The organism is Corynebacterium sp. KPL2895, assembly GCF_040225815.1.
Classification (GTDB): Bacteria; Actinomycetota; Actinomycetes; order Mycobacteriales; family Mycobacteriaceae; genus Corynebacterium; species Corynebacterium rhinophilum.
The window spans coordinates 1-23,114 of the sequence record NZ_JBEHFY010000001.1; the positions used below are offsets into that span (position 1 = coordinate 1).

21 protein-coding genes and 1 tRNA gene are annotated in these 23,114 nt (G+C 58.1%); 21 read left to right on the forward strand and 1 reads right to left on the reverse strand.

The window, feature by feature from the left end:
* The 10 genes from ABRP95_RS00005 to ABRP95_RS00050 all read left to right on the forward strand — a co-directional run bounded on the left by ABRP95_RS00005 (position 1) and on the right by ABRP95_RS00050 (position 8,593).
* Positions 1-76 (forward strand) — tRNA-Gly (locus tag ABRP95_RS00005).
* 188 nt (positions 77-264) lie between these two features.
* Entirely contained in the window at positions 265-873 is a 609-nt protein-coding gene (locus tag ABRP95_RS00010; RefSeq protein ID WP_410757085.1) for a copper resistance CopC family protein, read from the forward strand.
* A complete protein-coding gene (locus ABRP95_RS00015) occupies positions 873-1,514 on the forward strand; it encodes a copper chaperone PCu(A)C (RefSeq protein WP_284784246.1) in 642 nt (213 codons plus the stop codon). Before ABRP95_RS00010 ends, ABRP95_RS00015 begins: the two co-directional genes overlap by 1 nt.
* A gap of 2 nt (positions 1,515-1,516) precedes the next feature.
* Positions 1,517-2,743 carry a Dyp-type peroxidase gene (locus tag ABRP95_RS00020; RefSeq protein ID WP_284784244.1) on the forward strand — a complete coding sequence of 409 codons (1,227 nt, stop codon included), beginning with the start codon at positions 1,517-1,519 and terminating at the stop codon, positions 2,741-2,743.
* Positions 2,744-2,820: 77 nt separating this feature from the next.
* Entirely contained in the window at positions 2,821-4,884 is a 2,064-nt protein-coding gene (thrS, locus tag ABRP95_RS00025; protein ID WP_284784243.1) for a threonine--tRNA ligase, read from the forward strand.
* On the forward strand, positions 4,871-5,440 hold the full coding sequence (locus tag ABRP95_RS00030) for an HIT family protein (protein WP_284784242.1): 570 nt from the start codon (positions 4,871-4,873) through the stop codon (positions 5,438-5,440). Before thrS ends, ABRP95_RS00030 begins: the two co-directional genes overlap by 14 nt.
* The gene (gene pgsA, locus ABRP95_RS00035) at positions 5,433-6,041 is read left to right on the forward strand and encodes a phosphatidylinositol phosphate synthase (RefSeq protein ID WP_284769698.1); all 609 of its coding nucleotides are present in this window, start codon (positions 5,433-5,435) and stop codon (positions 6,039-6,041) included. The genes ABRP95_RS00030 and pgsA overlap by 8 nt, the downstream gene beginning before the upstream one ends.
* An 85-nt stretch (positions 6,042-6,126) precedes the next feature.
* A complete protein-coding gene (locus tag ABRP95_RS00040) occupies positions 6,127-7,029 on the forward strand; it encodes a phosphatidylinositol mannoside acyltransferase (protein WP_284609411.1) in 903 nt (300 codons plus the stop codon).
* Entirely contained in the window at positions 7,029-8,132 is a 1,104-nt protein-coding gene (locus tag ABRP95_RS00045) for a glycosyltransferase family 4 protein (protein ID WP_349838733.1), read from the forward strand. Before ABRP95_RS00040 ends, ABRP95_RS00045 begins: the two co-directional genes overlap by 1 nt.
* The gene (locus tag ABRP95_RS00050) at positions 8,132-8,593 is read left to right on the forward strand and encodes a hypothetical protein (RefSeq protein WP_237799537.1); all 462 of its coding nucleotides are present in this window, start codon (positions 8,132-8,134) and stop codon (positions 8,591-8,593) included. Before ABRP95_RS00045 ends, ABRP95_RS00050 begins: the two co-directional genes overlap by 1 nt.
* 4 nt (positions 8,594-8,597) lie before the next feature.
* Here ABRP95_RS00050 and ABRP95_RS00055 read toward each other — a convergent pair whose 3' ends face one another.
* Positions 8,598-9,980: a DUF2029 domain-containing protein gene (locus ABRP95_RS00055; protein WP_284782052.1), complete on the reverse strand. Its 1,383-nt coding sequence runs from the start codon at positions 9,978-9,980 to the stop codon at positions 8,598-8,600.
* A 144-nt stretch (positions 9,981-10,124) separates the two neighbouring features.
* On the opposite strand from ABRP95_RS00055, the gene ABRP95_RS00060 reads away from it, so the two are divergent.
* The 11 genes from ABRP95_RS00060 (at position 10,125) to ABRP95_RS00110 (ending at position 23,044) form a co-directional block, all read left to right on the forward strand.
* Positions 10,125-11,003 carry an acyl-CoA thioesterase gene (locus ABRP95_RS00060; protein WP_284782051.1) on the forward strand — a complete coding sequence of 293 codons (879 nt, stop codon included), beginning with the start codon at positions 10,125-10,127 and terminating at the stop codon, positions 11,001-11,003.
* A gap of 92 nt (positions 11,004-11,095) precedes the next feature.
* On the forward strand, positions 11,096-11,851 hold the full coding sequence (locus tag ABRP95_RS00065) for a YebC/PmpR family DNA-binding transcriptional regulator (RefSeq protein WP_349838734.1): 756 nt from the start codon (positions 11,096-11,098) through the stop codon (positions 11,849-11,851).
* A 192-nt stretch (positions 11,852-12,043) separates the two neighbouring features.
* Entirely contained in the window at positions 12,044-12,616 is a 573-nt protein-coding gene (gene ruvC, locus ABRP95_RS00070) for a crossover junction endodeoxyribonuclease RuvC (protein WP_349838735.1), read from the forward strand.
* 78 nt (positions 12,617-12,694) lie between these two features.
* Positions 12,695-13,303 (forward strand): Holliday junction branch migration protein RuvA, encoded by a 609-nt coding sequence (gene ruvA, locus ABRP95_RS00075; protein ID WP_284769706.1) that lies wholly within the window; start codon positions 12,695-12,697, stop codon positions 13,301-13,303.
* 36 nt (positions 13,304-13,339) lie between these two features.
* Positions 13,340-14,419 (forward strand): Holliday junction branch migration DNA helicase RuvB, encoded by a 1,080-nt coding sequence (gene ruvB / locus ABRP95_RS00080; RefSeq protein ID WP_284784229.1) that lies wholly within the window; start codon positions 13,340-13,342, stop codon positions 14,417-14,419.
* Positions 14,420-14,508: 89 nt separating this feature from the next.
* Positions 14,509-14,883: a preprotein translocase subunit YajC gene (yajC, locus tag ABRP95_RS00085; RefSeq protein WP_349838736.1), complete on the forward strand. Its 375-nt coding sequence runs from the start codon at positions 14,509-14,511 to the stop codon at positions 14,881-14,883.
* A 278-nt stretch (positions 14,884-15,161) separates the two neighbouring features.
* Complete coding sequence (gene secD / locus ABRP95_RS00090) at positions 15,162-17,045, forward strand: protein translocase subunit SecD (RefSeq protein WP_349838737.1); 1,884 nt, start codon at positions 15,162-15,164, stop codon at positions 17,043-17,045.
* Positions 17,046-17,047: 2 nt separating this feature from the next.
* On the forward strand, positions 17,048-18,220 hold the full coding sequence (gene secF / locus ABRP95_RS00095) for a protein translocase subunit SecF (RefSeq protein ID WP_349838738.1): 1,173 nt from the start codon (positions 17,048-17,050) through the stop codon (positions 18,218-18,220).
* A 72-nt stretch (positions 18,221-18,292) separates the two neighbouring features.
* Positions 18,293-20,068 carry an ABC transporter substrate-binding protein gene (locus tag ABRP95_RS00100; protein WP_349838739.1) on the forward strand — a complete coding sequence of 592 codons (1,776 nt, stop codon included), beginning with the start codon at positions 18,293-18,295 and terminating at the stop codon, positions 20,066-20,068.
* Positions 20,069-20,118: 50 nt separating this feature from the next.
* Positions 20,119-20,664, forward strand: a complete 546-nt coding sequence (locus ABRP95_RS00105; RefSeq protein WP_284796167.1) for an adenine phosphoribosyltransferase — start codon at positions 20,119-20,121, stop codon at positions 20,662-20,664.
* An 85-nt stretch (positions 20,665-20,749) separates the two neighbouring features.
* Positions 20,750-23,044: a RelA/SpoT family protein gene (locus ABRP95_RS00110; RefSeq protein ID WP_284782045.1), complete on the forward strand. Its 2,295-nt coding sequence runs from the start codon at positions 20,750-20,752 to the stop codon at positions 23,042-23,044.
* The last annotated feature ends 70 nt before the right edge of the window (positions 23,045-23,114 follow it).

The window sequence follows — 23,114 nt, forward strand, 5'->3', positions numbered from 1 at the left end:
GCGGATGTAGCGCAGTTGGTAGCGCATCACCTTGCCAAGGTGAGGGTCGCGAGTTCGAGTCTCGTCATCCGCTCCACTCAAGCCGCCTTGTCACCAAGGCGGCTTTTTTGTATCCGCCACACCCCACACTTTTGAAGTGATGGAGATCGCAGACTTTTTCGCTTCGATGCGGAACTATGAAGATACGGTTACCGACTATTGATAGAGATACCCTGATGACCACGAATGTCACCAAGACGTTCGTTGGGATTAAGATGTCTTTGCATGCATACGCAAAATTCAGAACTGAAGGAGCTGAAAATGAGCCATCGCGTACCTTGGTTGCGTCGCACGGCAGTGGCGGTGGGAGCTACCGCACTTATCGCGGGCGGATCCGCACCTGTAGCACTGGCGCACGATTCCGTCGTAGGCGGAACCGTAAAGGAGGGCGACCAGCTCGAGGAGTTTCCTGAGGAAATCACCCTGGAGTTTTCCGGCATCCCAAAGGATCAGTTCAACACCTTTGCGGTGACCAATAAGGACACTGGCGAACAGATCTTTAGCCAGGAGCCGGAGCTAGATGACCGCGATCTCACGATCACGACTCCAGATGATGTCGATCCCGGGCCAGGAAACTACCAGGTGGGTTACAACATCACCTCCTCGGATGGACACGCCACGCGCGGTGGGGTCTCATTTACGGTGAAAGGTGAGGATAGCGATGATGCTTCTTCCACCGACGCTGCAGATGCAGATGGAGCTGCAGATTCTTCGAGCGATATGCCCACCTCGGTGAAAATCATCCTGGGCGTGGGCGGTGTGCTGGCCATAGCGGCCGTGCTGGCTTTGTTGATTGCTAAAACTCGTCGAAACGACTCGAAAGGTCACAAATAATGACTAAGAAAATTTCCCGCCTGATTGCCAGCGTTTCCCTCAGCGCCCTGGTTCTTGCTGGCTGCTCCCCGGATAACGAGAGCGATTCCAGCAATTCGGAGTCGACTTCGGCCGCTTCTTCCACCGCAGAAACCAGTAAATCTACCGCTGCAGCGGATAAGGACCTGACCTTCGAGGACGCCGTCGTCCGCGCCAACGAAGACAAGGATATGACCGCCATCTTCGGTACGTTGGTCAACCACTCGGATAAAGACATCGAGATTACCGGTTTCTCCACGAGCCTGGACGCAGAGATGAACCAGATTCACGAGACCGTCGATGGCCAGATGCGCGAAAAATCCAGCCCCTTGGTTGTCAAGGCCGGCGAGAGCCACGAGCTTGCTCCTGGCGGTGACCACTTCATGCTGATGGGCATGAAGGAAGGCATCATGCCTGGTGATTCCCTCGAGATGACGGTCACCCTGTCTGACGGCGAGGAGCTTGACCTGGGCACCATCCAGGCCCGCACCATGGGTGCTGGCGATGAGGACTACGGCGACATGGAGGGCATGGACCACGGTCACGCAGGCCACGATCACTCCGATCATGCAGGCCACGAGCACTCCGGCAAGGACGACGAGAAAGAAAATCACAAGCACTAGTCATGACGGGATTCAGCAGAAGGGGATTTCTCACTGGCGCTGCAGTGTCTACCAGTGCCTTTGCGCTGGTGGGGTGCAACTCGGATAGATCAACACCAAACGCTGAAGCGGAGGAGAACACTCCGCTTGCCGATGCCACCGTAGCTTTCGACGGCCCACACCAGGCCGGCATTGACACGCCGGAGCAAGCACACCTGAACTTGGTGGGCTTTGATCTCAAAGGGGACATCGGCAAGCAGGGCTTTGCCCGCCTGATGAAGTTGTGGACCGAGGATGCGCGTGCGCTGTGTACGGGCCAGCCCCCGTTGGGGACTTTGGAGCCGGAAATGGTGCGCCAGCCGGCGAACCTCACCATCACGTGTGGGCTGGGTGAGAGCATTTTCTCGCTGCTGGGCGTGGATAAACCGGAGTGGCTTGGCGATGTCCGCGCCTATTCCCGCGACCAATTAGAAGAAAAGTGGGGCCAGACTGACATCGTCCTGCAAATCTGCAGCGATGACCCGCTGATGAATACCTACGCCCTGCGGCACATGGTGCGCTCAGGCGAGCATTATGCCGAAGTTAGCTGGCTGCAGCAGGGCTTTATCAACGCCTACGGCAGCCACGAAAAGGGCGAAACCGCTCGCAATATGTTTGGCCAAAAAGATGGCACCGTTAACCCGCACGGCGATGAAGAATTCGCCGACCAGGTCTGGATCGAGGACGGACCAAAGTGGCAGCAGGGTGGCGCGGCCATGGTGGTGCGCCGCATCCGCATGAACCTCGACACCTGGGAAAAGCTGGATCGGCCTTCCCGCGAAAATGCGGTGGGCCGCAAACTGGAAAATGGGGCACCGCTTACGGGTGATAAGGAATTCGATGAGGCGGACTTTAAGGCCACGGATGAGTATGGCTTGCCCGTCATTGATAAGAATTCCCACATGGCGCGCGCCACCGCGCCGAAGGACCACCCAGAGCAAAAGATTTTGCGCCGCCCCTATAACTACGAGCTGCCGCCGGATGGCAAGGATGGCCAACTATCCAATATTGGTCAAATCTTTATTTGCTACCAACAGGATCCCACCAAGCAATTCGAGCCCATCCAGGCGCGCCTTGATGAGGCGGACCTGCTGAATGAGTGGCTGACCCACATTGGTTCGGCGATGTATTTCTGCCCGCCGGGAACCAAAGGCGGCGATGGTAAAGAAACGTGGTGGGCGGAATCGCTTTGCACGCATGCAGGCCTGTAGAATGACTATCCGTAAATTTAACTAGTGGATGCGGCCAGGTATGCCGTATCTGCGCGAGCGCAAAAAGGAGCGCGAATATGGCGGAACTTATTCCCGCGGCACCGGTAAATTACGAATCCTTCACCGTGCCGGCCGGACAAGCGGTTGGCGCGGTCCTCCGCGAGCTGGACCTGCCCAATAAGGGCCCAGAGGCAGTCGTGGTAGTCCGCGGCGTGGACGGTACTCTTTTTGACCTCTCGCACACCCCGGATGAGGAATCGACGTTTGTTCCGGTAGCCGCCTGTGAGGAAGATGGCCGCGCCGTCATTCGCCACTCCTGCGCCCACGTCATGGCCCAGGCCGTGCAAGCCGAGTTCCCCGGCACCAAGCTGGGCATTGGCCCATCCATTGAAAACGGCTTCTACTTCGATTTCCAGACCGCTGAGCCCTTCACCCCGGAGGATCTCAAGGCCCTGGAAAAGCGGATGAAGAAGATCATCAAGGGTGGCCAGCGCTTCGAGCGCCACACCTACGTGTCCACGGCTGAGGCAGAGCAGGCCTTGCAGGATGAGCCCTTCAAGCTGGAACTTATCCAGGACAAGGGCAATGTGGACCCAGACTCCGATGAGGCCGCCGAGGTCGGTGCCGGTGACTTGACGCATTATGACAACGTGAACCCGCGCACCAATGAGGTGGAATGGTTTGACCTATGTCGCGGCCCACACGTTCCCACCACAAAATATATTCCAGCCTTTGCCCTGACTCGTTCGTCCGCCGCCTACTGGCGCGGCGACCAGGCTAACGCTGGCCTGCAGCGCATCTACGGCACCGCCTTTGAGTCCAAGGACGCATTGGCCGCCTACCAGACCATGGTGGAAGAGGCAGAAAAGCGCGATCACCGCCGCTTGGGCCAAGAACTAGACCTGTTTTCCTTCCCGGATGAAATCGGTTCCGGTTTCCCGGTATTCCACCCCAATGGCGCGACCGTGCGCATGGAGATGGAAAACCACTCCCGCAACCGCCACGTGCAGGCGGGTTACTCCTTTGTCAATACCCCGCACATCACCAAGGGCGACCTCTTCCGTAAATCCGGCCACCTTGATTTCTACTCCGATGGCATGTTCCCGCCGATGCAGCTCGATGGCGAGTATGACGCCGAGGGAAATACAGTCAAGGAGCCGCAGGACTACTACGCCAAGCCGATGAACTGCCCGATGCACAACCTGATCTTTGCATCCCGCGGCCGTTCCTACCGTGAGTTGCCGCTGCGCCTTTTTGAATTCGGTACGGTCTACCGCTACGAAAAGTCCGGCGTGGTGCATGGCCTGACCCGTGCGCGCGGCTTTACCCAGGACGATGCCCACATTTACTGCACCGAAGAGCAGCTGGAAGAAGAGCTTACCCAGGTTCTGGACTTCATCATTTCGCTGCTTGAGGATTACGGCCTTTCCGATTTCTACTTGGAGCTTTCCACCAAGGACCCCAATAAGTTTGTCGGCTCCGATGAGATTTGGGAGCGCTCGACCACGATCTTGCAGTCTGTGGCGGAAAAATCCGGCCTCGAGCTCGTTCCTGACCCTGAGGGCGCCGCGTTCTACGGGCCGAAGATCTCCGTCCAGGCTCGCGATGCCATTGGACGTACCTGGCAGATGTCCACGGTGCAGCTGGACTTCAACCTGCCCGAGCGTTTTGAGCTGGAGTACACTGCCTCCGATGGCACGAAGAAGCGCCCGATCATGATTCACCGGGCCCTCTTCGGCTCCATCGAGCGCTTCTTCGGTGTGCTCCTTGAGCACTACGCGGGCGCCTTCCCGGCGTGGTTGGCACCGCACCAGGTCATGGGCATTCCCGTTGCGGATGACTTCGTCCCGCATCTGGAAGACGTCGCCGCCAAGCTGCGCGTCAAGGGCATTCGCGCGGACGTGGATACCTCCGATGACCGCATGCAGAAAAAGATCCGCAACCACACGACAGGTAAGGTGCCCTTCATGCTGGTCGCCGGTGCCCGCGATGTGGAAGCCGGTGCGGTGTCCTTCCGCTTCTTGGATGGCACGCAGGTCAATGGAGTGCCCGTCGAGGAAGCCGTTGAGCTCATCTCCACGTGGGTGGCAGAGCGCACCAACGAGCAGCCGACAGAAGAGCTCATTCGTGCCCGGCGCTAACCCGCAGAAGGGACATAGCGAGGAGACGTTCGTCGATACCGGTGCCGGTGAGCCGGACCGGTTGGAGCGACTGTGGGCGCCGTACCGGATGGCCTATATCGCGCAGCGGTCCGGGGATCCCTTCGTGGAAGCACCCAAGGGCAGTGATGAGGATGGACTCATCATTGCGCGCGGTGAGTCGGTATATGCGCTGCTCAATCTGTTCCCCTATAACGCCGGCCACCTCATGGTGGTGCCGTACCGCAAGGAATCCGAGCTGGAAAACCTCACCGAGGAGGAATCCCACGAGCTCATGGCCTTTGCCCAAAAGGCCGTGCGGGTGCTCAAGCGCGTCTCACAGCCAGAGGCCATTAATGTGGGCTTTAACCTGGGGCGCGCGTCCGGCGGCTCAGTGGGAGACCACCTGCATTTGCATGTGGTGCCAAGGTGGCCCGGGGATAGTAACTTTATGACTGTCCTCGATGGGACTAAGGTATTACCGCAACTACTGCAAGACACCCGTCGTGTCCTGGCAGAGGGTTGGCGTGACATGGAAGAGGAGGACTCGCGTGCTTAGCGTGCATGGGCGAAAGCCCGCCGCCGTGGTGGTGGAACCTATAGCCAAGACCTTTTTAAAGTTGGGATTGACACCCAACGTGGTCACGGTTGTAGGCACTATTGTGACCATCGCTATTTCGGTGATCCTCATTCCTACCGGCCACCTCTTTATCGCTGCAGTACTATCCGGCCTCTTTGCCGCCTTTGACATGCTCGATGGCACCATGGCCCGCCTGACCGGTAAATCGAGCGCTTTCGGCGCCACGCTGGATGCGAGCTGTGACCGCATTACCGATGGCGCATTATTCTGCGCTATCGCTTGGTGGCTGGTGTATACCGCAGACGCGTCCAAATGGACCGTGGCGGCCTGCCTCATTACCTTGGTATGCTCCCAGGTCATTTCCTATATCAAGGCTAGGGGAGAGGCCTCCGGTTTCACCATGGTGGGCGGACTGATTGAGCGCCCCGAGCGCCTCATCTTGGCTTTAGGCGGCATTGGCCTAGAGGGCTTGGGCGTAGAGTACGCCGCGGCGGTATCGCTGTGGATCTTGGCAGTAGGCTCAATATTTACCGTGTACCAGCGCATTGCCATTGCAGCGCGCCAAGACGCCGAGATGTAAATCAAGCGAACATGGGCGCAGCGGGGGCTATCGTTCCGGCTAGTTCGTGGATTGCGCACACACTTTTCTGGAGGATCCGGCCACCATGTGGGATAAAGAAGACGTAGCAGCCGCTGGGTATTTGGCGGGCTGGAAGGTAGTTCGCCGGTTGCCCCAGCCGGTAGCGCGCACCATCTTCCGGTGGGTCGCGGATTTCGCGAGCGATAACGGGCGCGGCATGGATGGACTGCGACGAAACCTCACCCGCGTGGTGGGGGCAGAAAACGTCACGCGCGAATTGGTGCGCGATTCCATGCGCTCGTATATGCGCTATTGGATGGAGGCGTTTCGCCTTCCCGCGATTCATTCCGATCCCCAGCTGCACGAGCGCCTCATGGGCGGCCTGGAGGGCCTTGAGCACTTTGATGCCTCCGCGCAATCTGGCCGCGGCGTGATCCTGGCGCTGCCACACTCCGGCAATTGGGATATGGCCGGGGTTTTCCTGGTGGGCCATTACGGGCAATTTACCACCGTGGCAGAGCGGTTAAGGCCGGAGGTGCTTTTTGATGCCTTCGTAGATTACCGCGAGGAATTAGGCTTTGAAGTCCTGCCGCTTACCGGTGGGCCGGCTACGCCCTTTGCGCGGCTGAAGGAGGCCCTTGAGGAGGGTGGAGTGGTCTGCCTATTGGCAGAGCGCGATATCACCCGCAGCGGTATCACAGTAGATTTTATGGGCGAGGAAGCCAATATGGCGGCAGGTCCTGCGCAGCTGGCCATCGAAACCGGTGCGGCACTCCACGTGGTGCATTCCTGGTTTGAAGGCGATGGCTGGGGGTTATCGGTGTCGCCAGAAGTAGAGGTCACCGATATTCAGGAGACCACCCAGCGCATGGCGGATGGGTTTGCGGCCAATATCCGGCGCCACCCCGCAGACTGGCACATGTTGCAGCCGCAATGGAATGAGGATGTGGAACGGCGCCGGCAAGCGCGAAAGGAACGTTCCCGTTAATGCGCATCGGTATCATTTGCCCGTATTCTTTTGACGAACCCGGTGGCGTGCAGGCCCATATCCTTGACCTAGCCGCCGTTTTCATAGAACAGGGCCACTTTGTCCAGGTCCTTGGGCCCGCCGCGGAGTCCACGCCGCTGCCGGATTTCGTGGTCAAGGGCGGCCCAGCCTTCCCGATTGCGTATAACGGCTCGGTCGCGCGCTTGTCGGTGGGGCCAAAGGTAACCCGCAAGGTCAAGCGCTTCATCCAGGACGGGGATTTCGATGTCCTGCATATCCACGAGCCCAATTCCCCGAGTTTTTCCATGACCGCCTTGGCCGTGGCACACGGCCCGATGGTGGCGACGTACCACGCCTCGGCGGCCAATTCCCTCATCCTTACCCTGGCAAAGCCGCTGCTTATGCCCTTTTTGGAAAAGATTCGCGGAGGCATTGCGGTATCGGATATGGCGCGGCGTTGGCAGGTGGAGCAATTGGGCGGCGATCCCGTCCTGATCCCCAACGGCGTCGATACCTCCGTCTATGCGCTTGCGCGCAAGAAAAGCCAGCCCGCGCTTGCCGATGCCCCACTCGAGGTCGTCTTCCTCGGCCGCCTCGACGAGCCACGGAAGGGGCTGGATATCCTGTTAGCCGCATTGCGCCAGGTCAATAAGAATATCCGCGTTACCATTATGGGCGGCGGCCGCGCCCGCGAGGTTGAGGGCGTGGACTTTGTCGGGCGCGTCAGCGATGCAGAAAAGGCACAGGTTTTAGGCCGGGCCGATGTTTACGTGGCGCCGAATACGGGCGGGGAGAGCTTTGGCATCGTGTTGGTAGAGGCCATGGCCGCCGGTGCCGCCGTCGTGGCTTCCGATTTGGAGGCCTTTCGCGCGGTGTGCAACGCGGAATCTGATGAACCCGCGGGAGCGCTTTTCCGCACCGGCGATGCCTCCGATTTGGCGCGCGTGCTGAACCAGGTCTTGGATGATGGTGACTACCGGCGGCGCTTGGTGCGCAATGGCGTCCAACGCGCCCAGATGTATGACTGGGACCATGTTGCCGCGGCGGTCATGCAGGTTTATGAAACGGTGCAAGATGGCACGAAGGTAAGGGTGAAGCGATGATGGGGATTGAGATAACCATTGCGCTCGTCATCCTCATACTTTTAGGATCGTGGGCCATTTTTACCGCGCAGCGGCTAAACTTCCTGCACATTCGCACCGATGCCGCACTGGCGCAGCTGCAGGCGGCGCTGGACCGCCGGGCGGCGGTAACGGCGGCTGTGTCCCCAGATCTTGCCGCTTTGGCGCAAAAGGCCGAATCCACGGAGCTTTCACATGGGCATTTTGAAGCCCGCACCATGGTAGAACGCGAGCTTTCGGCGGCCATCGTGCGCGATTTTCCGGTAGGCCAGCGCCCGGCCGCCTTGGCGGATGCAGAAGGCCGCATCCAGCTGGCGCATCGCTTTTATAACGAGGCGGTCAGCGATACGCGCGCGCTGCGCCTGCGCCCAGCGGTGCGCTTTTTCCACCTCGGCGGAACCGCTAAATTACCCGAGTACTTCGACTACATGCTGGCAGATTGAAAATCTAGCCGCGCGTTACCTCCTTAGCGGCATCGGTGCTCGCTTCAGCTTCGGCAGGGGTGTCAGAACCGGGCACGTTAATTCGCCCCGTATTTGGCGAGGACGCGTTCTCTGCGCCGGCTTCCGGGCTTGTTTCCAAGCCGCCTGCTGCCACGATGGCTTTTTCTATGCGTCGCGACAAGCTCACCTCAAGGATGAACCATATAAGCGCAAAGAGCACCGCTACGAGGATGAGGACGTTGCGGGCGACGAGCACGTAGACCGGAGTCAGATTTTCGCCCACATACTTCCACACGTAGTCATAGTGGAAAGGGTAGATGTAGGTGCCAAGCGCGGCGGCTGCAACTGCGCATACAGCGAGGAGGCCCTGACAGATTTTGATGGGTACAAACCCGGCGGGGAGCTGTTGGCGTATGACCACAGCGAAGAGGGGGCCTAGCCAAATGATGTACTGGGGCGAAAATACCTTATTGGTGGCTATGAGTAGTAGCACCATGAGGGTGAAGAAGGCGATGGTCGTTCGCGAGGTCCACCCTCCGGCGAAGAAACGGTATAGCGCCCAGCTCAGGGCAAATACCAGCATCCCGGCCGTCGCGATAGTGCTCCACATGATGGCGGTATCGACTCCCGGGCCAGAAATCTCAAAGCTCTTGGAGGGCGCATAACCTAATCGCCATTTACCCGGGTTGAGATGTGCCTGCAATAGCAAGTATGTCGCCGGAACGGATTCGAGTTGGAGCCCGCGCACCCCCTGATAATTCAGTGGGGAAAGGAGTCGGTCCATACCGGAGGTAAAAACTGTGAACGCAGAAAGAGCAGCAACGGAGCCAAAATAGGACGTCAATCGCAGCCAGGAATTAGAGTTATTAAAACGCCCTACCAGTCCGGCCGCGAGGACGCCTGGCCAGAGCTTCATGGTGGTAGCGAAGCCCAATAGGACGGCGCCTGTCTTGGGATGAGAAATAAGAAGCGCTGCGGCACCGGCGACGGCGACGGCAGGAAAAATATCGAGGCGCCACACAAAGACGTGTCCTGCAGCCGTGCCAAAAAATACCCAGAACCAGCCGGCGAGAAAAACCCGCTTATTGCGTTCGTGGTGGCGCAGCAGGAGGGCGAGGAAGGTGGCATCGACAAGCAGCGTCATGATGGTAAAGCCGATATAGAATACGCCGCGGTCTCCACCGGTGAACCAGCTTAAGATGATGGTGGGCCACGTGCCCGCGTGGGGGTATTCGGTCATCTTCGTAGGATCGGTGCCAAAAAGGCCGGCGAAATAATAGGCAACATCGCCGCGTGCGCTTTGGTCGAGCTTCAAAAAATAGACCAAAACCAAGCGGGCGAGCACCCAGCTCACCCATACCGCAGGAACTGTCGCGAATCTTTTCACCCAAAAGATTCTAGGGAATAATTTGGTCGTTGAGTAGTTCGAATCAGGTTCCTCGTCACCGGGGGTTGAACTGCCTCGGGGAGTAGGGTGGCAAGGCAGACGAAGACTTACGTGATGTAGCGCATAGTAGGCGCGCAAGAAAGGATGACTGTGGGCACCATTTCTGAGGTTTTGGCATTAGAAGGTACCCAAGATGCGGATGTCTTTTCTGGCCCGGCGATCCCCTCGCAGATTGAACGCACCTTTGGCGGGCAAGTTGCCGCGCAGGCCCTTGCCGCGGCGCAAAGGACGGTGGAGGGCAAGCAGGTGCATTCCCTCCATGGTTATTTCGTTGGCCCAGGTGATACGAAAAAGCCGCTGGAGTTGCAGGTAGAAAGGCTGCGTGATGGTCGTTCCTTTGCCAGCCGGCAGGTTCGGGTCATCCAAGGCGGCCGCCTCGTCTTTATTATGCTGGCTAGTTTCCACCGCGATGGAGATGCAGGTCCCGAACATCAGGATGTGGCACCGCAGGTATTAAGCCCCGATGAAGCCGCTCGCCGTGGCGGCGGGGCGCCCTATTCCACCCGGATTATCTTGAAGGAGTGGGCCGATTGGGATATTCGTTTGGTGCCCGATGAGGGCCGCGATGATGCCGCCGCGGAGGTGACAGGTGCCGGATATCGCCATATTTGGTTCCGCAATACCGGCGAGCTTGGGAGTGACCCCGACTTCCACCGCGCCGCCCTGACGTATATGTCCGATATGACCCTTATCCGGGCGGCGCTCATTCCGCACCAGGGGGAGAAGGTGCAACTGGCAAGCCTTGACCATGCGGTATGGTTTCTTCGCCCCTTTCGCGTGGATGAGTGGTTGCTCTATGAGCAGGTATCGCCCACAGCAGCGCAAGGAACGGCGATCGCGCGCGGTAAATTATTCAATGAGCAGGGCGAACTCGTTGCATTGGTCAACCAAGAAGGCTTGACTCGGTTCCTTGATGAGAACTTAGGTAGCGGTTCTGCGCACGGCAATTGGCATAACGTCTAGAAAAGCGTCTGTATCATGGGGGCGCTTTTCCCAGTTCGTGCAGGGCACGTATAATTGTCAACAGATTTAGAACCCAATTAGAAAGGGACTTAATGTCAGGCCACTCAAAATGGGCAACTACCAAGCACAAGAAGGCTGCCAATGACGCCAAGCGCGGCAAGGAATTTGCCAAGCTCATTAAGAACATTGAAGTGGCGGCGCGAACCGGCGGTGGTGATCCTGCGGCCAACCCAACGCTCGATGACATGATTAAGAAGGCCAAAAAGGCCTCTGTCCCCAATGACAACATCGAGCGCGCCCGCAAGCGCGGCTCTGGTGAAGAAGCTGGTGGTGCCGACTGGGAGACCATCATGTACGAGGGCTATGGCCCCAATGGCGTCGCAATGCTGATTGAATGCTTGACCGATAACCGCAACCGCGCGGCTACCGATGTCCGCACAGCGATGAGCAAAAATGGCGGCAACCTGGGTGAATCCGGCTCGGTTGCTTATATGTTCTCCCGCACCGGTTATGTCTTGTTGGAAAAGGGTGAGCTGAGTGAGGACGATGTCTTGATGGCAGTGCTCGATGCCGGCGCTGAAGAGGTCAAAGACCAGGGCGAGAAATTTGAGATCATCTGCGCTCCCACGGATGTGCAGGCTGTCAGGGAAGCCCTTAAGGAAGCAGATATCGAAGTCGATGACTCCGATAACGATTTCCGTGCCTCAGTTGAGGTTCCCCTCGAGGCCAATGACGCCAAGAAGATCTTCCGCCTCATCGATGTTTTGGAAGAATCCGACGACGTCCAGAACGTATATACCAATATGGATCTATCGGAAGAGGTCCTAGCGGAGCTCAACGCAGAATAGGGTTCCTGCACTTATTGGGGCACTAGCTCGGTGGCGGGTCTTCGCGCATGCGGAGATTCCGGCGCCGAGCTTTGTTGTGTTTTTATTGGGGCAGTCTAAAATTCACGCCGTGTTGTAGAACATGTGTGTGTAAGACATAATGGGGAATTGAGACTAGAAACGACGAGGCCGCGGAACGGGGAGTGGGCGGGTGTGAATATCGAAGGCATGCGCGTGATGGGCATCGACCCTGGGCTTACTCGCTGTGGCCTGTCCGTGGTCCAAGCAGGCCGCGGGCGCGCAATTCTTCCCGTCTCCGTTGGCGTGGTGCGGACCCCGAGCGATAAAGATTTAACCGAGCGGCTCCTGCGGCTGTCCGTTGCGGCTAAGGAGTGGATGGACGATTATTCGCCGGATGTGGTTGCCATAGAGCGCGTCTTCGAACGCGGCCAGGTTTCGACCGTCATGCAGACTGCACACGTCGTAGGAGTCCTCGTGCTCGCGGCCGCCGAGCGGGATATTCCGGTGTATATGTACACCCCGTCCGAGGTGAAAAAGGCTATTTCTGGCAACGGACGCGCCGATAAGAAACAAATGACGGCGATGATTACTCGTATCCTGGGGCTTACGGAGCCGACCAAGCCGGCGGATGCAGCGGACGCATTGGCGCTGGCTGTCTGTCATTGCTGGCGGGCGCCAGCGATTGTCAGGATGGATAGTACCGGTTTAGGGCTTGGTGCAAAGACCAGTGGTGTCCGCGGGCGGGGGAAGAGCATCAAGCCCTAATGCACTGCTCACCCACTAAGTTTTATTAAATACAAGGTCATGGCGAACGCGTACACAGGTAGGAAGGCACGGTAGAAAATGATTGCGGCATTGCGGGGAGAAGTCCTCCTCATTGGTTTAGATCACGGCGTTATTGATTGCGGAGGGGTGGGCTATAAGTTCTTGGCCACCGCAAAGACGTTGGGAACCCTGCGCCGCGGAGAAACCGCCTTTGTACTCACTACCTTGGTGGTCAAGGAAGATGCGTTGACCCTGTACGGTTTTACCAGCGATGACGATCGCGAAATGTTCCAGGTGCTGCAATCCGTGTCCGGCTTGGGCCCTAAACTCGCCTTGGCTGCATTATCCGTCATGGGAGCAGAAGAGCTGGCTGCAGCCATTGGCGGGGAGGATGTTAAGGCGCTGCAGTCTATTCCGGGCGTCGGCAAGCGGATGGCCCAACGCCTTACCTTGGAGCTTAAAGATAAGGTAAAGCGCTTTGCTGGAACTCCAACGGCTGATGCGGCGCCGGCGGCAACAAGCGGTGGTGGCCCAGTTGTCGATAGCGTTACTGAAGCCCTCTTGGGCCTAGGATTTACTGAGAAGGCGGCTCGTCCCGTGGTGGAGGCGGCATATGCCGAAGCCCCCGCGGCGGATACGTCGACCTTGCTGCGCGCGGCCCTAGCCCAGTTGGGTAAGCAGGGTTAAAAGAACACGACGTCAAGAAGACACGAAGGCTACAGCATGTCCGATATTGAGCGTACCGAGTTCAACCTCCCGGAGGGAATGAATGAGGCGCACGATTCACAGCACAATAGTGATGTGGAAGCCACCGCTCACGCCGAAGAACACGATATCGAGCGCTCCCTGCGCCCGAAATCCCTGACGGAATTTATTGGGCAGCCAAAGGTGAGGGAACAGCTGTCCCTCGTGCTGACTGGCGCGAAGAACCGCGGGGTCACCCCAGACCACGTCCTGCTATCGGGTCCGCCCGGCCTGGGTAAGACCACGATGGCCATGATCATTTCGCAGGAACTTGGGACGTCGCTGCGCATGACTTCGGGTCCAGCGCTGGAGCGGGCGGGAGATCTCGCGGCCATGCTTTCGAACCTCATGGAAGGCGACGTGCTCTTCATCGATGAGATCCACCGCATAGCCCGCCCCGCCGAAGAAATGCTCTATATGGCCATGGAGGATTTCCGCATCGATGTGATTGTGGGCAAGGGGCCGGGAGCTACCTCGATCCCCTTGGAGATCCCGCCGTTTACGTTGGTCGGAGCCACAACGCGAGCGGGAATGCTCACTGGTCCGCTGCGGGATCGCTTCGGCTTTACCGCCCAAATGGAGTACTACAGCACCGAGGATCTCACCCATGTGATCAAGCGTGCGGCACATATCTTGGACGTCGCCATCGACGATGATGCCGCCGTTGAAATCGGCTCGCGTTCGCGCGGCACTCCGCGCATCGCCAACCGCCTACTGCGCCGCGTGCGCGACTATGCGGAGGTCAATGGCACCGGGCGCATCGATCTTTCCGCCGCGCAGGGGGCGTTGGAGGTATTCGATGTTGATGAAATGGGGTTGGACCGGCTAGACCGCGCCGTTCTTAATGCCCTGATCAATGGTCATGGTGGTGGGCCGGTGGGTGTTAATACCTTGGCCATCGCCGTTGGTGAGGAACCCTCCACTGTGGAGGAGGTATGTGAGCCGTACTTGGTTCGCGCCGGCATGATTTCGCGCACTGGGCGGGGCAGAGTAGCCACCGCAGCCGCCTGGCAGCACCTGGGCCTGACGCCTCCGGATGGGGCAATTGGGCTGTTTTAAGGGAGCATGAACACCTCGCTGATGGTGTCAGTGAGGTGGAACTAGCCCATGGTTTTTGTGAACCAAACAGTCTGGCATACTGGAAAGTTATGGAAATCATCTTTCTCATAATCATTGTCATTTTGTTCATCATTCCTTCCTTTATGGCGATGCGTAAGCAACGCCAGCGCCAAAACGACATGCAATCGCTGCAGAACTCCCTGCAGAATGGAGATCGCATCGTGACCGCTGGCGGTGTCCACGGCGTGGTGCGCGGAACCACCGATACCAGTGTGGACCTCGAGGTTTCCCCGGGGGTTACCCTTACCTTTGACAAGATGGCGGTGGTTCGCACCGAAAGCGAAGCTCAGAACCTCGCCCGCGGTGGTGCAGACAATGCTGGAGAGCCACAGCGCGACAACGGTAAGAACAATAATGATGACGGATTCAATGGTGGGGAAGGCGAGCAGCCCTCTAACCGCTAATTCCTCGTTATCGCCCGTGCTCTCAACGAAGGCAGGCGCGGGCGCACCCTGTGCACACGGCTAGTGTTCTCTGAACCTGCAATTGGCTTAAGGGAAACGTAGAACCTGACACATTTTCGCTGAATCGCGGACCCCGTTAAGGAAAATGTTGTTCCATGACGTACGATTGTGCGTTGTTAACGTGCCCGTGCCGAATTGGGCGGGCCGTATTTAATGTTTAATCACCCTGGTTTGCAGTGCACAGGAGAATATCGTTGTCCGCATCATCTCGAGGCGCTATGAAAAATAGCAACCGCCAATGGCCTAAACGCGCCCTCGCGCTTTTTGGGCTTATCGTGGTCGTTATCTATGCGCTGGTCTTTTTCACCGGAAACCGCCAAGCCACCCCAAAGCTAGGCATTGACCTGCAGGGCGGCACGCGCGTTACCTTGGCACCACAAGGTGAAGACCCCACCCAGGACCAGCTACGGCAGGCGCGCAATATTTTGGAACAGCGCGTGAACGGTATGGGCGTTTCTGGTTCCGAGGTCGTCATCAACGGCAATACCCTCGTCATCACAGTACCGGGCGAGGACGCCTCGCAGGCCCAAGCAGTGGGGCAGACCTCTCAGTTGTACTTCCGCCCGGTGGCGCAACCCTCGGCGCCGGATTTGGACAAGCTCGACAAAGAGCTGGAGGATATGGCCAACCGCTGGGTCAAATACGGCGTCCTAGATAAGGAAGAAGCTAACAAGAAGTTGGAAGACGTCACCAATGCCGTTGCCCAGCAAGAAGCGCAGGCTGAGGGCAAGGAAGCGAAAGACGTCAAGGCCCCGAAGGTTTCCGCTAAGCCTTTGGATGAGCCGTCCAACTCAATTGAGCAGACCGAGCGTCGCGATGAAATCACCGAGATGTTGTTGAAGGACCGCCAATCGGAGGATCCGACTACGCAGGCAGCGGCCTCTTCACTTTTGACGTGCCAGGGAGCCGCTGACCCGCTGGCTGGCGCAGACGATCCGTCCAAGCCTTTTGTTACCTGTGATTACGACAGCGGCACTCCTTATGTCTTGGAGCCAGCCCCGTTGCTCAGTGGCATTGAGGATGAAGACGGTACCCGTTTGACGGGTAATGAGATTGATACCAATTCCCCGATCAACGGTGGCCTCAACCCGCAGTCCGGCCAGATGGAGATCAGCTTCTCCTTCAAGACTGGCAACGGCCCGAACGGCTCCCAGACCTGGGCTGACCTTACGCGGGAGCATCTGAACGACCAGATTGCTATCACCCTTGACTCGGCTGTCATTTCTGCGCCGGTTATCCAGGGTGCTACCCCGTATGGTTCCGCTACCTCCATTAATGGTGAATTTAGCCAAGAAGAAGCCAATAACCTAGCCAATAACCTGCGCTACGGCGCATTGCCGCTGTCCTTTGCCGGCGAGAATGGCGAGCCCGGTGGCACGGTGGAGTCCATTCCTCCGACACTGGGTAAGGCAGCGCTAGAAGCTGGTCTTTGGGCTGGCTTGGCAGGCTTGATTTTGGTCATCCTTTACTCGCTGTACTACTTCCGCGCGCTCAGTGGTGTGTCCGTTATCTTCTTGCTCGGCTCTGCCCTGCTGACCTACGGCGCTATTGTGCTGCTGGGGCGCTGGATTGGGTACTCGCTCGACCTTTCCGGTATCGCCGGTTTGGTCATCGGTGTCGGTGCGACAGCGGACTCGTTCGTGGTCTACTACGAGCGCATCAAGGATGAACTCTTAGAAGGTAGAACCTTTAGGTCAGCAACGCAGAAGGCCTGGGAGCGCTCGCGCAGCACCATCGTGACCGGTAATGCGGTGACACTCATCGGTTCTGTCATTGTCTACTTCCTCGCCATCGGTGAAGTGAAGGGCTTCGCGTTTACTTTGGGCCTGACCACGGTCTTCGACCTCGTCGTGTCCTTCTTGGTCATGGCACCGTTGATGCAGATTATTGGCCGCCGCCCTGCGGCAGCCAAGCCATCGATGAATGGTTTGGGTGGAATTTATGCGCTGATTGAAGAGCGGCGCGAGCGCGGCTACTACGGAGATTCCCGTTCTTCCGCTACTGCGCCGGAGGAGCGCTCCACTGAAAATTCGGCATCCGTTGGCGCCGACTCGTCTGAGAGTTCTTCGCCTTCAGCAGCTGCGGAAGATGAGGAGAAATAATCATGGCCGTATCGACTAAAAATAAGATTTCGCGTTTAGATCGCCTCTATGAAGACGAGCGTGGCTATGACTTCATTGGCCATACCAAACGGTGGTACGGGATTACCGCCGCGCTCCTCGTCGCTGCCATCGTCGCTATCTTGATTCGTGGATTTACGCTTTCCCTCGACTTTGAGGGTGGCACCACCTTGTCCATGCCTGCTGGGGACTTGAAAGAAGACGAGGTAGCTACCGTCTTCGAGGACTCCACTGGCGTTGAACCGGAGCAAGTGCGCATCGTTGGTGCCGGTGATTCTGAGACGCTCGAAATCACCTCTGAGCGCTTGAGCCAAGAAGAGGTAGACAGCGCTCGGTCTGCCATCTACGAGGAATTTCAACCCAAGGATGAAAACGGGGAGGCCACCCCGGACGCCATCGGTTCTTCCACCGTGTCCGAATCGTGGGGCTCCTCGATTACGCAGCGCATGATCCTCGCTATGGTCGTATTCCTCGTTGCAGCGACAATCTATGTGGCGGTGCGCCTGCAAAAGATTATGGCTTTTGCCGCCATTTTGGCGCTAATTATTGATGGCATCGTCATCGCCGGTATCTACGCCCTCTTCGGGTTTGAAGTTTCTCCCGCCGTCATCATCGGTTTGCTCACCGTCCTGACCTTCTCCATCTATGACTCCGTCATCGTCTTTGACAAGGTCAATGAGAATACGGCGGGGCTGGAAGGCCAACGATCTAAGACCTATGGGGAACTCGCCAACTTGGCGATTAACCAGACGGTCATGCGTTCCATTTCCACCTCTATCATTTCCGCGCTGCCTATTATCGCGCTGTTCGTCATTGCCGTATGGCTTATGGGCATCGGTACGCTGCGCGATTTGGCGCTGATCCAGCTCATTGGCGTTATCGAGGGTATTTTCTCCTCGATTTTCTTGGCCACTCCGTTGGTGGTGACGTTTGCTAATTGGACTAAGCGCGTCAAGCAGCACACGCAGCGTGTGCTGGACTACCGCGCGGGTAAGTCTGAGGACGGTGAACCAGCGGATGCGGGTTCTGCAAAGCGCAAGGTGGTTACGCCTTCCGATGTCGGGGCCAAGACGCACAAGGAAGTGGCAGAAAAACAAACTGATCACGGCAGCAGCGCCTCCGGCCATACCGGTGCTACGTGGCGCCCGGGCCGCTAAGTGCCCTTGAACACGGCATAATCAGGCAGAGTAAGGCTTGGTCTTTTTAGGAGAAAAGGGGTTGTGCGTACCGTGGAACGCAGATTAGGCACCACACGGTGGTGGGGGCGCCGTCCCAAAATCACGGCGGTTGCAGCGGGGCTTTCCGCCCTTGCGCTGGTAGCGGCCTCGTGCAGCAGTGAGGAATCCGAGAGCGGTGACCAGGCTACGCCCAGCGATCCGGAGTCCTACAACTACGCCGGATATATGGTTAACTCTCAGCTGACCACGACGAATGCCGGCACCGCCTTCGGCAGCACCACCTCAGCGGCCCAACTTTCGACGCGGCTTTATCCCGGTCTTTTTGTCCCGGGGCCCTCCGGGCAGCTTATTCCCAATGCGGATTTGGTAGAGACCGAAGAGCTTCCGCCAGCAGCAGATAGTGATCAGGAAAGCGTGCGTGTGACGCTTGCCGATGATGCTACATTCTCCGATGGTGCCCCCGTCACCTGCGATGATTACCTGCTTGCCTATACGGCTGGCACGCACCCGGTTGAATTTGCCTCGCATATGCCGCTGATGAATGACATCGCGGATATCGAGTGCGCACCGCAGAGCAAGGCCTTTACACTGACTTTTCAGAAAGACCAGGGACATCGGTGGCGCCAAATGTTTGGCCCTGGCACCGTCATGCCTGCGCACGCGCTTGCGCAGAAGACGAATTTGACCGTAGAGGAACTCAACGCGGCCTTGCACGCAGAAGACATGGCGACGTTGCAGCCAGTAGCGGAATTGTGGCGCTATGGGTTTTCTACAGCCAAGGATGACTTTGACCCAGAGCTACAGGTGTCCTACGGCCCATTTACCGCGGATAAGGTGGGCGATTCCGGCGAGGTTTTCTTAAAAGCCAATGAGCAGTATCGCGGCGACAAACCTGCCTTGGATCGCCTCGTTATTTGGCCAAGTACGGCGAACGCACAGGAACTTGCGGATAAGGGCGTTCTCAAGGTGGCAGACTCCGCCATCGCGGCGCCCGACTGGCTCTCAGGGAACGCGGGCAAGGACGCAGAATCCGAGGAAGGTAACGACGCCCCAGAATCCACAAATGGATCTGACTCGAATAAAGAACACGGCTCCGATGGGGAGGACTCCGCGGGCGCTGACAATACCGAGTTTGAAACGACCACCAAGGTGGGCCTGCAAACCGATACGTTGACGCTGTCGCAGGCTGGGATTTTTGCAGCGCCTTCTGCTAGGAAGGCATTTGCTGCCTGCGTCGACCAAGCGGCGTTAGCACAAAAGAGCTCCGAAATATCTGGTGTCGATGTTCCACCGGCTTATGTGCGTACCGTCTCTGTCCAAGATCCGGTAGCCCAAACGCTAGGCTCGGTGGCGAAGGACCACGAGGGAACGGACATGGCTGCGGCCGGCCAGTTGAATGGGTCCACCATCAAGGTGGGCTACGTTGGCCCGGATAAGCGCTATCAGGCGATGGTCGATGCGCTGCGCGCCTCCTGCGAACCGGCGGGGATTACCATCGAGGATGCTGCGGAGGAGAACCTATCGCAGTTTTATCTCAACCCTGATCCGGAAACGGGGCAGCCAACTATCGATGCCTTCTTGGGCCCAGTCGATCCGCTGACCGAGTACTCCGCCGCTGATTCCAGCATCAAAAACTCCGTTGAGCTCAAGGAGCAGGAAGAGCAGCTGTGGGAGAGTGTTCCCTCCATTCCGGTCGCTGCGCAGCCGCGCGTGTTCATCGTTCATCGCGACGTGGAGGGTGTCCTGCCGTACACTGGCATCTCGGGCATCGGCTGGAATATGGATCGTTGGCACGTGTCGGCACAAGAACCTGTGGAAAAGGCCTAAGCCTTTTCGCTCCTAAATTAATTCTCGCTATTTAGTTCTCAAGGAAGATGATGACCTCTCACTACGAATCAGCAGCACAAGCATTGCGCGACAACGTGCGCCTTGTGCAGGACTTTCCAGAAGAAGGAATTCTTTTTGAAGACCTCACACCGGTATTAGCCGATCCTGAGGCATTTCAGGCCGTTGTTGATGGACTTGCGGTCGCGTGCGAGGAGCTGGGTGCGGATCTCATTGGCGGCTTGGATGCCCGCGGGTTCCTGCTGGGCTCTGCCGTGGCGTACAAGCTGGGTTTGGGCATTTTGGCCATTCGCAAGAAGGGCAAGCTTCCGCCGCCTGTATATACCGAGGAATACGAACTGGAATATGGGTCGGCCGCGTTGGAGATCCCCGCCAGCGGCGTTGATGTGAAGGGCAAGCGCGTGGTGCTTGTCGATGACGTCCTAGCCACCGGTGGCACCCTCCACGGCGCCAAACTGTTGCTGGAGTCTGCAGGTGCCGAGGTCGCGGGCAATGTAGTGGTGCTAGAAGTTAAGGGTCTTAATGGTCGTGAACGCTTATCGGGCCCGCCGCTCATTGTGCTGGATGACGCTGACTAAGATGGTGTGTCTAAGCTAGATCACACGATCTGGAAAGGCGCTGCAGCCAGCAATATAGGCTGCAGCATTGTGAAGGGCGGTAGAGATGGCCACGGATAAGTCAGCAAAACGCCAGGCTAATAACGGGATGCGGAGCATGTCTGCTCGGCTTGCCCGGTCACTGACCGGCGGGCGGGTCAAGATTAACCCCGTGCTCGATCCCCTCATGTCCATTCACCGGAAATTCCATCCCAAGGCGGATGCGGAATTACTCAACGCTGCCTATAACACCGCGGAAAGGTTGCATGAGGGCGTATTCCGCAAGTCGGGTGAGCCGTATATTACCCACCCTCTGGCCGTAGCTACGATTGCCGCGGAAATCGGTATGGATACCACCACCATTGTTGCAGCGCTCCTGCACGATACGGTGGAGGATACCGATTACACGCTGGAGGATCTGACCCGAGACTTCGGGCCCGAAGTTGCCCGGCTCGTTGATGGCGTGACCAAGCTGGACAAGGTGGCCTTGGGCGCTGCGGCCGAGGCTGAGACGATCCGCAAGATGATCGTCGCCATGGCCAACGATCCGCGCGTCCTTGTCATCAAGGTCAGCGACCGGCTGCACAATATGCGCACGATGCGCTTCTTGCCTCCAGAAAAGCAGGCCAAAAAGGCGCGCCAAACGCTAGAAGTCATTGCCCCCTTGGCCCACCGGTTGGGCATGGCGAGCGTGAAATGGGAACTAGAGGACCTGTCTTTTGCCATCCTCTATCCCAAAAAGTACGACGAAATCGTGCGCATGGTGGCAGAGCGCGCGCCCTCGCGCGATCGTGCCCTGAAGGAAATCATCAACCAAGTGGGTGCCGCCTTAAAGGAAAATGGCATCGAGGCCGAAGTAATGGGCCGGCCGAAGCATTACTGGTCTATCTATCAAAAGATGGTCGTCCGCGGCCGCGAGTTCGCGGAGATCTTCGACTTGGTGGGCATTCGCGTATTGGTGGATGACAGCAATAGCTGTTACGCCGCCATTGGCGTCGTGCACTCCATCTACCAGGCTCTGCCGGGGCGTTTTAAGGATTATATTTCTTCCCCGCGCTTCGGCGTCTACCAGTCTTTGCATACGACGGTGCTCGCGGACGGCGGAGCGACCCTTGAGGTACAGGTCCGCACGCACGAGATGCACTACAACGCCGAATTCGGCGTCGCCGCGCACTGGCGCTATAAGGAAACGAAGGGAAAGAATTCTGGGCACCAGGAAGAGGTGGACCAGATGGCCTGGATGCGCCAGCTGCTGGACTGGCAGAAAGAAGCGGCTGACCCCAATGAGTTTCTCGATTCCCTGCGCTATGACCTGACGGCGCGCCAGATCTTCGCCTTTACCCCGAAGGGCGATGTGGTGGATCTGCCGGCGGGGTCCACTCCGGTGGATTTTGCCTATGCCGTGCATACGGAGGTCGGGCACCGCTGCATTGGTGCCAAGGTCAACGGCAAATTGGTGGCGCTAGAATCGCCGCTGAAATCTGGCGACAAGGTAGAAATCTTTACCTCCAAGGATCCTAACGCCGGCCCGTCGCGCGATTGGCAGGAATTCTTGGTCTCCCCGCGTGCCAAGGCAAAGGTCCGCCAGTGGTTTGCCAAGGAAAGGCGTGAGGAGCACCTTGAAGCCGGGCGCGATGCCTTGGCCACTGAGGTGCAGCGCGGCGGCTTGCCGATGCACCGCCTGTTTACCGCCAGCTCCATGAAGCAGGTGGCAGAACAGCTGCACTATTCTGATGTCGATGCCCTGTATACTGCCATCGGCGCAGGACATGTTTCCGCACAACACGTGGCCAACCAATTGGTCGCCATGTTCGGCGATCGCGATGATGCCGTGGATGCGCTGGCCTCTCGAACCCCGCTGTCGGAGCTCGAGCATTCTCGCGCGCAGCATACTAAGGACTCCGCCTCCGGCACGGGCATCTTGGTGGAGGGAAGCCCCGATGTCATGGCCAAGCTTGCGAAGTGCTGCCAGCCGGTGCCCGGGGACGCTATTTTCGGTTTCGTCACCCGCGGTGGGGGAGTATCCGTGCACCGTGCGGACTGCGCCAACGCGGAAAAGCTCAAATCCGAACCGGAACGCATGTTGAAGGTCGAATGGTCCTCAGGTACCTCTTCTACCGGCGCCTTTTCTGCCACGCTGCAGCTTGAGGCATTGGACCGTCAGGGCTTGCTGTCTGAGCTAACGCGGGTACTTAGTGACCAGAACATTAATGTGTTGACCATGAATTCGAACCGCGGCGAGGACCAAATTGCCACGATGCGATTCACCTTTTCAGTCTCGGATACCAAACAGCTGGGTTCGTTGATGACGACGCTGCGCAATACCGAGGGCGTCTTTGACGTCTACCGCGTGACCGCGTAACCGTTTGACTGCCTGGCTACCTCCCTGCGCGGTTGCTTGGTAGAGCAACGCGCGGGCTACGGGCAGGTGA